Genomic DNA, 8,802 nt, shown 5'->3' with positions numbered 1-8,802 from the left:
GGGCGTACCTGTGCGGTGCCGGTTGTTTGACGGCAGCGCTCAAGCGTAAGGCGCTGGGCAGGGCCTTCCGGGGCAAGGCGGGGCAGGTCGACCCGTCAGCACTCGGACAGGCCTGGGAGTGAGGGCGGGTGGGTGGAGAGGTTGCGGGGAGAGGTGGCTGTTAAGCACCACTCGCACACAATTTCGGCTTTGGACTAGGGTGCTCGGCCTCGTCGTCGGCGGAGCAGAAGGCCAATCAAGGTATGTCGAAGAAGCGCGTTCACGAAATCGCCAAGGAGCTCAAGAGCCACGGGATTGAGCTCGACAACAAGGAGGTCGTGACCGAGCTCGCCGGGCTGGGTTACGACGTCAAGAGCCACTCGTCCTCCCTGGACGATGACCAGGCCACCGCCGCGGTCCAGAAGATCCTGGACAAGCGCAAGCCCAAGCAGGCCGCGGCTCCCGTCGCCGCCAAGGGCTTCGTGGTGCGCCGCAAGGTCGGTCCTCCGGCGGGCACGTCCGCCCAGGAGAGCCAGGACGCCTACGCCCAGTCGGCCGAGCAGGCCTACGAGCAGCCGGAGGCTCCGCCCGAGTCGCAGGCCGCCGGGTCCGAGGCCCCGGAGCTCCCGCAGGCGCCCTCCGCGCCCGTGGAGCCGCCGCCCACCGCCGTGGAGTCGGCCCGCGCTCCGGAGGCCCCGGCCGTGACGGCCGCGCCGCCGGAGGCGACCGTCGCCACCATCGCCGCTGCCCCGGAGGCGCCTGCCGCGCCCGAGGCCCCGGCCACCTCGCCTGTTGCCGCATCCGCCACCCCGCCCGTGACGCCGCCCTCCACTCCGCCTCCCGCGGCCGTGGTGGAGACGCCCCGGGCCGCCGAGCCGACCCCGGCCACGGCGACACCGCGCAGTCCTACGCAGGAGAGTCCCCGCTTGCCCAACCCCCCTACGCGCTCGCCGGTCCCGCCTACCGCACGGACGCCTTCTTCCACGTCGACGTCCGCGACGGTCATCTCCCGAGGTCCCGGTTACGTGCAGCGTCCGGGCTCCACGGGTGGGCGCCCTGGTGGGCCGCCGGGCAGCCGTCCGGGGGGGCCGGGTGGTCCCGGGAGCCGTCCGGGTGGTCCGGGTGGGCCTGGCAGCCGTCCTGGCGCGCCCATGCAGGGCCGTCCGGGTGGGCCGCCCATGAACCGTCCGGGTGTGCCTGTCCAGGCGCGTCCGGGCCAGACGGGGCCGGTGCGTCCGTCCTCGCCCCCCACGGCCGCTGGCGGCGCCACGCCGGTGCAGCCGACCGGCCCGACCATCATGGTCGGCGGCGTCCCGCACGCCCAGGTCGCGCCCACGCCGGGCGCCCAGGCGCGCCCCACGGCCACCCAGGCCGTGGTGATTTCGCGTCCGCTCATCCAGGTCCGCCGCGTCACGCCCACCACGACCCAGGCCAAGCAGTACCCCATGGCCCCGGGCCGCACGGCGCTGGGCACGGAGAAGCGCGAGTACAAGGTCGTCCCGGATCACCTGGGCCGCGGCCGCGAGCTGGTGGACGTCTCCAAGAACAAGGAGCGTGGCCAGCGCAAGCGCACGGGTCCTGAGACCACCAGCGTGTCCAAGCAGGAGCTGTCGGACATGGTCTGGGGCCGCATCCAGATCCCCGTCCGCGGCAAGAAGCGCAAGCCCACGAAGAAGGGCGCCAAGACGCAGATCACCCAGATGGCCGAGGAGAAGAAGGTCATCAAGCTCCAGGAGGGCATCAGCGTCTCCGACCTGGGTCAGCGCATGGGTATCCGCACCGCGGAGCTCATCAAGAAGCTGATGGGCATGCAGAAGATGGCCACGGCGAACCAGATTCTGGACGCCGACACCGCGGAGCTCATCGCCACCGAGTACCACTGGAAGGTGGAGCGCGTCGGCTTCGAGGTGGAGGACTACCTGCCGGAGGTCGCGGCCAAGGCCGAGGACGAGCGTCCCCGTCCGCCGGTGGTCACCATCATGGGCCACGTCGACCACGGCAAGACGAGCCTCCTGGACGCCATCCGCCAGGCCAGCGTGGCCTCGGGCGAGGCGGGCGGCATCACCCAGCACATCGGCGCGTACAGCGTGTCCACCGCGCGCGGCGACGTCACGTTCCTGGACACCCCGGGTCACGAGGCCTTCACGTCCATGCGCGCCCGTGGCGCCAACGTGACGGACATCGTGGTGCTGGTGGTGGCCGCGGACGACGGCGTGATGCCCCAGACCATCGAGGCCATCAAGCACGCGAAGCAGGCGGAAGTGCCCATCGTCGTCGCCATCAACAAGATGGACGTCCCGGGCGCCAACCCCGACCGCGTGAAGAAGGACCTCGCGAGCCAGGAGCTGGTGCCGGAAGAGTGGGGCGGCGACACCATCATGGTGCCCGTCTCCGCGAAGACGAAGATGAACCTGGATCTCCTCCTGGAGAACCTGGCGCTGCAGGCGGAAGTCCTCGAGCTGACGGCGAATCCCTCCCGTCCGTCCGTGGGCGCCGTCGTGGAGGCGAAGCTGGAGCGTGGCCGCGGTCCCGTGGCCACGGTGCTGGTGCAGGAGGGCACGCTCAAGCTGGGCGACGCCATCGTCACCGGCACGCACTACGGCCGCGTCCGCGCCATGAACAACAGCCGCGGCGAGGCGGTGAAGGAAGTGAAGCCGGGCTACTGCGCGGAGGTCGTGGGCCTCTCCGGCGTGCCCACCGCGGGTGACGCCATCAACGTCGTCTCCGACGAGAAGGCGGCCAAGCAGATCGCCGACCACCGCGGCATGAAGGAGCGGCAGACCGAGCTCAGCAAGGTCAGCCGCGAGTCCCTGGACCAGCTCTTCGCCAAGACGAAGGCGGGCGGCGGCCCCAAGGAACTGCGCGTCATCATCAAGGCGGACGTGCAGGGCTCCGCGGAGGCGGTGCGCCAGGCGGTCGAGAAGCTCACCACGCACAAGGTGCGGGTGGTCATCATCGACGCGGGCGTGGGCGCCATCACGGAGACCGACGTCATGCGCGCCGCCGCTTCCAAGGGCGTCGTGCTGGGCTTCAACGTGAAGCCGGAGTCGGGCTCCGAGGCCGCGGCCAAGGCGCAGCAGGTGACGCTGCAGAGCTACTCCATCATCTACGAGCTCATCGACGGGGTTCGCTTGGAGATGGAGAACCTCCTGGAGCCCATCCGCACCGAGCGCAAGCTGGGCCGTGCGGAGGTGCGCAACACCTTCAACGTTCCGAAGCTGGGCACCATCGCCGGCGCGGCCGTCCTGGACGGCGTGATGAAGCGCGGCTCGTTCGTGCGCCTCATGCGCGAGAACAAGCAGCTCTTCTCCGGGAAGATGGCGTCGCTGCGCCGCTTCAAGGACGACGTGAAGGAAGTCGCGCAGGGCTTCGAGTGCGGTATCGGCATCGAGAACTTCAACGACCTCAAGGCCGGCGACATCATCGAGGCCTACGAGATCGAGGAGACCCGGCAGAGCCTCTCGTAGTCCTTGAGAGGCGCACTCGACGGACCCCGGGGAAGGCCCCACCTTTCCCGGGGGATGGACGACGCGGCGGCGCCTGGGCGTGGATGACGCGCCCCGGTGGCCGCTGGCCTGGGGGACCTCTATGTTCGTGGGAGTCGCACGCCTCACCCTCCAGATTCCGGAGAGCGCCTCGCTGAAGTCCAAGCGCCAGGTGCTGCGCCGGGTGACGGACCGGGTGAAGGCCCGCTTCAACGTGGCCGTCGCGGAAGTGGACGACCAGGACCTCTGGCAGAAGGCCTCGCTGGCCCTGGCCGTGGTGGGCAACGAGCGCCCTCACGTGGATGAGCAGCTGGGGAAGATCATCCACTTCATCGAAGAGATGTACGTCGCGCCGCTGATGGCCCGGGAGACGGAGATCGTCGCCTTCGGGGACACGCTCTACTCGGACAAGGGGCCCGTGGCGCATGCCTTCCGCGCCCCGGCGAAGGTGCCGGAGCCGGAGGCCGAGGGCGCCCACCTGTCGCCCGAGGACGCGAACGCGCACTCGGAGGCGGCCATTGCGCGCTTCCTGCGCAGCGACCGTTCACTGGCGGAGGCGGAGGGGCTGGGTTCGTGGGAGCAGCGGCACGAGGGCGCGGGCCCCGGGCCCGGGACTTCCAGGCCCACGGGTGACGGTGGAACGCTGACGCTGGACGACGCTCGGGCCAAGGCCCGGGCGCTGCGCAACCCGCGAGATTGGGAGAAGAAATGACGACGCATGCACGACCCGAGCGCGTGGGGCAGGAGATCCAGGCGGCCATCGGAGCCCTGCTGACACGGGGGGAATTGCGCGACCCGCGCATTGGCTTCATCACCATCACCGGCGTGAAGGTGTCGCCGGACCTGCGGGTGGCGAAGGTCTTCTATTCGATGCTGGGCACGGACCAGGAGAAGGCGGACACGCAGAAGGGGCTGGAGGCGGCCAAGGGCTTCGTGCGCCGCGAGGTGACCTCCGCGGTCAACCTGCGCGTGTCGCCGGAAATCTTCTTCGCCTTCGACGCGTCCGTGGGCGAGGGCGATAAGATCGACCGGCTCCTGCGCGAGGTGCGCGGCAAGGAAGGCTGGTAGGCCCCGCTTCATGGACGGCGTTCTCGTCATCGACAAGCCCCTGGGCCCCACGTCCTTCGACGTGGTCCGCCAGGTGCGCGGCCTGCTGAAGGTGAAGAAGGCGGGCCACACGGGCACGCTGGACCCCATGGCCACCGGCGTGCTGCCGGTGTGCCTGGGCGAGGCCACCAAGGTCGCCGGCGTCATCACGGAAGGCGACAAGGCCTACGACGCCGTGGTGCGGCTGGGCATCGAGACGGACACCCAGGACGCCCAGGGCAAGCCCACGGCACAGGCCCCGGTGCCCCCGCTGACGGCGCCGCTGCTGGAGGCCGTCCTGGCCCGCTTCCGGGGCACGTTCGAGCAGGTGCCGCCCATGTACTCGGCGGTGAAGGTGGCCGGGAAGCGGCTGTACGAGCTGGCGCGTGCCGGGGAAGAGGTGGAGCGGGCCAGCCGCACCGTCACCGTGCACGAGCTGGTGCTGCGCGACTTCTCCGCGGACCGGCTGACCCTGTCCGTGCGGTGCACCAAGGGCTTCTACGTGCGCACGCTGGCGTACGACCTGGGCCGCGCGCTGGGCTGCGGGGCGCACCTGGAGGCGCTGCGGCGCACCATGAGCGGCCCGTTCACCCTGGCGCGTGCGCTGCCCCTGGGGGACCTGGCGTCCCTGTCGCGGGAGGCCGTGGCCGGGCGGCTGGTGTCGCTGGCGGATTCGCTGACGGACCTGCCGGCGGTCCGGGTGAACGCGGACGAAGCCCGGCGGGTCTTGCACGGCGTTCCCGTGGAGGTCGCCCCCGTGCCGGGCCGGGTGCGGGTGCTGGGCCCGGATGACGCGCTGCTCGCCATGGCGGAAGTGGTGGGCGGGCGGCTGCGCTACCAGCGGGTGTTCAACTGAAGTGGCCACCCGGACCCATGACATCTCCGTGAGCGTGGCCCCGGCCCTTCGCGGCGCCTTCGACGGGCGGCGCGAGCTGACCCTGGGCGTGCCCGCGACGGCGGGCATTGGCGACGTGGTGGAGGCCCTGCTGCGGCTGTACCCCCGGACCCGCCAGCTGCTGGCCGGGGACGGCGGCGAGGCCGGGGGGCCGTACCTGCACGTGGCCATGGACGAGGCCTCGGCCCGGGAGCTCTCCCCGGACGGGGGCGGAATGCCCGGCGGCTGCCGGTTGTACGTCTTCGCACTGTCCCGGCCCTCCAAGGGCGGACGGACAGGCGGCGAAGGTTGACCCCCCAGGGGGTGAAGCTTATAAGCGGCCCGCTCGTTAGTAGGACCATGTGGCCGGGTCTGTACCCCTCCGCGGACCCAGGCGGCACGAGCAGTCACCCCGGAGCGGGATTCAGGAAGAAGCCCATGTCGTTGCATCAGGAACGCAAGAGCGAGCTGGTCACGAAGTTCCGCACCCACGAGTCCGACACCGGCTCGCCCGAGGTGCAGGTGGCGCTGCTGTCCGAGCGCATCAACATGCTCACCGAGCACTTCAAGACCCACAAGAAGGACCACCACTCCCGCCGCGGTCTGCTGAAGCTGGTCGGTCAGCGCCGCCGCATGCTGGACTACCTCAAGTCCAAGGACGTGGCCCGCTACAAGAAGCTCATCGAGGGCCTCGGCATCCGCAAGTAGTCCTCGAGCAGCATCCGGGGCGCTGGCACATCACCAGCGCCCCGCGCATTTGGGCAGCACGCAGCACGGTTTCAGAACAGAAGCGCGGACGTGGGCGAAGGAGTGGGCGAGGGAGAGGTGGAGGCGGGCTCTTTTGGTTTCCGTTCAGACCGGCCGACCTGAAGTCACGGGTGGGCGGGTGTGATCAGGGATCAAGAGGTCTGGTCCATCCCTCCGGCGCTCCGCAACGGAGCCCGTTTCCGCAGTACAGGCAGCGTTCGTCTGGCATGTGCCTGCTTCAGGCCCTGGCGATCGCTCAATCCCAGAGGGCCCCTTTCCGGGCGGCTCCTGCCCCACGCACGTGGGCGGGCCGCGGCTGGCAAGGGTCCTCGCACGCGAAGCAGGCACAGAGGCCACACGACATGTTGAAGAAGAGCGTCAAGATTGGTGAGAACGAGCTGAGCATCGAGACGGGCCGCCTGGCCAAGCAGGCCGACGGTTCCGTGGTGGTCCGCTACGGCGACACCATGCTGCTCGTCACCGCGGTGAGCGCGCGGGAGAAGAAGGACATCGACTTCCTGCCCCTCACGGTGGAGTACCAGGAGAAGCTGTACTCGGCGGGCCGCATCCCGGGCAGCTACTTCAAGCGCGAGGGCCGCCTGACGGAGAAGGAGACGCTGGCCTCCCGCGTGGTGGACCGCTCCCTCCGTCCGCTGTTCCCGGAAGGCTACGCCTACGAGACGCAGGTCATCGCGTCCGTCATCTCCGCGGACTCGGAGAACGAGGGTGACATCCACGGCATCACCGGCGCCTCCGCGGCGCTGTGGGTGTCGGACATCCCGTTCAACGGCCCCATCGCGGGCATCCGCGTGGGCCGCGTGGGCGGCCAGTTCGTGGCGAACCCCACCGCCAAGCAGCGCGAGCAGAGCGACCTGGACCTCGTCATGGCGGTGAGCCGCGAGGCCATCGTGATGGTGGAGGGTGGCGCGGAGGAGGTCAGCGAGGCGGACATGGTGGCGGCGCTGGACTTCGGCCGTCAGCAGGCCCAGCCCGTGCTGGACATGCAGGACCAGATGCGCGCGGAGCTGAAGAAGCAGGTCCGTGCGTACGACAAGCCGGCCACCATCGACGAGGGGCTGCGCGCCCAGGTGCGTGAGCTGGCGCTGGAGGGCGTGAAGGCCGGCTACGCCATCAAGGAGAAGGCGGCCCGCTACGAGTCGCTCTCCAAGACGAAGAAGGCGGCGGTGGCGGCGCTCAAGGAGAAGCTGGGCGCGGAGTTCACCCCGCAGGTGGAGAAGCACGCCAAGCAGGTCATCGAGGACCTGAAGTACGACCACATGCGTGAAATCACCGTCAACGGTGGCCGCATCGGTGACCGTGGCCACGACGTGGTGCGCACCATCACCAACGAGGTCGGCGTGCTGCCCCGCACGCACGGCAGCGCGGTGTTCACCCGCGGCGAGACGCAGGCCCTGGTGGTCGTCACGCTGGGCACCAGCGAGGACGAGCAGCGGCTGGAGCTGCTCAGCGGCCAGGCCTTCAAGCGCTTCATGCTGCACTACAACTTCCCGCCGTTCAGCGTGAACGAGACCAAGCCCCTGCGCGGCCCCGGCCGTCGCGAGGTGGGGCACGGCGCCCTGGCGGAGCGCGCGCTGCGCAACATGATTCCGGCCAGCGACTCGTTCCCCTACACGGTGCGTCTGGTGTCGGAGATCCTCGAGTCCAACGGTTCGTCCTCCATGGCGTCCGTGTGCGGTGGCACGCTGGCGCTGATGGACGCGGGCGTGCCCATCAAGGCGCCGGTGGCGGGCATCGCCATGGGCCTGGTGAAGGAGGGCGACAAGATCGCCATCCTGTCCGACATCCTGGGTGACGAGGACCACCTGGGCGACATGGACTTCAAGGTCTGCGGCACGTCCAAGGGCATCACGTCCATCCAGATGGACATCAAGATCACCGGCCTCACCACGGAGATCATGAGCCGCGCGCTGGAGCAGGCGCGTCAGGGCCGCGTGCACATCCTGGCGGAGATGGCGAAGACGCTGAACGCGCCGCGCAAGGAGATCAGCCAGTTCGCGCCGCGCATCACGACCATCCAGATCCGTCCGGAGTTCATCAAGAACGTCATCGGGCCGGGCGGCAAGGTGATCAAGGACATCATCGCCCGCACGGGTGCCGCGATTAACATCGAGGACACCGGCCGCGTGGACATCGCCAGCGCGAACGGCGATGCGGTGAAGGCGGCCATCGCGATGATCCAGGCGCTCACGCGCGAGGCGGAGATCGGGAAGATCTACACCGGCACCGTCCGGAAGATCGCCGAGTTCGGCGCCTTCGTGGAGCTGTTCCCGGGCACCGACGGCCTCATCCACATCTCCGAGCTGTCCGACAAGCGCGTGAAGACCGTGTCGGACGTGCTGAGCGAGGGCGACGAGGTGCTGGTGAAGGTCGTCAGCATCGACAAGACGGGCAAGATCCGTCTGTCGCGCAAGGAGGCCATGGCCGAGCGCGCCACCGCGCAGGGCACGCCCCCCGCGGCCGCCGCCCCGGCGACCACGCCGGACGCGAAGGCCTGAGTCCGGCCTCCGGGTAGCGGCCCTCCGTGAGGAAGGCCGCGACTGGAAACGCCCCGTCTCCTCCCGCCTCCGGGCGCGAAGGGGCGGGGCGTTGTCATTGCGGGGGCTGTCTCTT

At 69.9% G+C, this 8,802-nt stretch carries 7 protein-coding genes; all 7 read left to right on the top strand.

All coding sequences use genetic code 11. The features are described from left to right. Positions 1–242 precede the first annotated feature (242 nt). The 7 genes from infB to pnp all read left to right on the top strand — a co-directional run bounded on the left by infB (position 243) and on the right by pnp (position 8,687). The gene (gene infB / locus D7X55_RS30040) at positions 243–3,446 is read left to right on the top strand and encodes a translation initiation factor IF-2 (protein ID WP_121724860.1); all 3,204 of its coding nucleotides are present in this window, start codon (positions 243–245) and stop codon (positions 3,444–3,446) included. A gap of 121 nt (positions 3,447–3,567) precedes the next feature. Continuing rightward, the gene (locus D7X55_RS30035) at positions 3,568–4,176 is read left to right on the top strand and encodes a DUF503 domain-containing protein (RefSeq protein WP_120549646.1); all 609 of its coding nucleotides are present in this window, start codon (positions 3,568–3,570) and stop codon (positions 4,174–4,176) included. Beyond that, complete coding sequence (gene rbfA / locus D7X55_RS30030) at positions 4,173–4,532, top strand: 30S ribosome-binding factor RbfA (RefSeq protein ID WP_120523869.1); 360 nt, start codon at positions 4,173–4,175, stop codon at positions 4,530–4,532. Before D7X55_RS30035 ends, rbfA begins: the two co-directional genes overlap by 4 nt. 10 nt (positions 4,533–4,542) lie before the next feature. Next, positions 4,543–5,406: a tRNA pseudouridine(55) synthase TruB gene (gene truB, locus D7X55_RS30025; RefSeq protein WP_120549645.1), complete on the top strand. Its 864-nt coding sequence runs from the start codon at positions 4,543–4,545 to the stop codon at positions 5,404–5,406. 1 nt (position 5,407) lies between these two features. Further along, positions 5,408–5,737: a MoaD/ThiS family protein gene (locus tag D7X55_RS30020; protein ID WP_120549644.1), complete on the top strand. Its 330-nt coding sequence runs from the start codon at positions 5,408–5,410 to the stop codon at positions 5,735–5,737. A 125-nt stretch (positions 5,738–5,862) separates the two neighbouring features. Continuing rightward, positions 5,863–6,132: a 30S ribosomal protein S15 gene (rpsO, locus tag D7X55_RS30015; RefSeq protein WP_014398807.1), complete on the top strand. Its 270-nt coding sequence runs from the start codon at positions 5,863–5,865 to the stop codon at positions 6,130–6,132. Positions 6,133–6,533: 401 nt separating this feature from the next. Beyond that, entirely contained in the window at positions 6,534–8,687 is a 2,154-nt protein-coding gene (gene pnp / locus D7X55_RS30010) for a polyribonucleotide nucleotidyltransferase (protein ID WP_120549643.1), read from the top strand. Positions 8,688–8,802 lie beyond the last annotated feature (115 nt).

The sequence above is a fragment of the Corallococcus sp. AB049A genome (genome assembly GCF_003668885.1).
GTDB lineage: Bacteria > Myxococcota > Myxococcia > Myxococcales > Myxococcaceae > Corallococcus > Corallococcus interemptor.
This window is presented reverse-complemented; position numbering and strand designations above follow the sequence as displayed.

Excerpts from the sequence above, each read along its gene's own strand:
- rbfA (WP_120523869.1), top strand. The coding sequence starts at position 4,173 with ATGACGACGCATGCACGACCCGAGCGCGTGGGGCAGGAGATCCAGGCG.
- infB (WP_121724860.1), top strand. The coding sequence starts at position 243 with ATGTCGAAGAAGCGCGTTCACGAAATCGCCAAGGAGCTCAAGAGCCAC.
- D7X55_RS30035 (WP_120549646.1), top strand. The coding sequence starts at position 3,568 with ATGTTCGTGGGAGTCGCACGCCTCACCCTCCAGATTCCGGAGAGCGCC.
- truB (WP_120549645.1), top strand. The coding sequence starts at position 4,543 with ATGGACGGCGTTCTCGTCATCGACAAGCCCCTGGGCCCCACGTCCTTC.
- rpsO (WP_014398807.1), top strand. The coding sequence starts at position 5,863 with ATGTCGTTGCATCAGGAACGCAAGAGCGAGCTGGTCACGAAGTTCCGC.
- pnp (WP_120549643.1), top strand. The coding sequence starts at position 6,534 with ATGTTGAAGAAGAGCGTCAAGATTGGTGAGAACGAGCTGAGCATCGAG.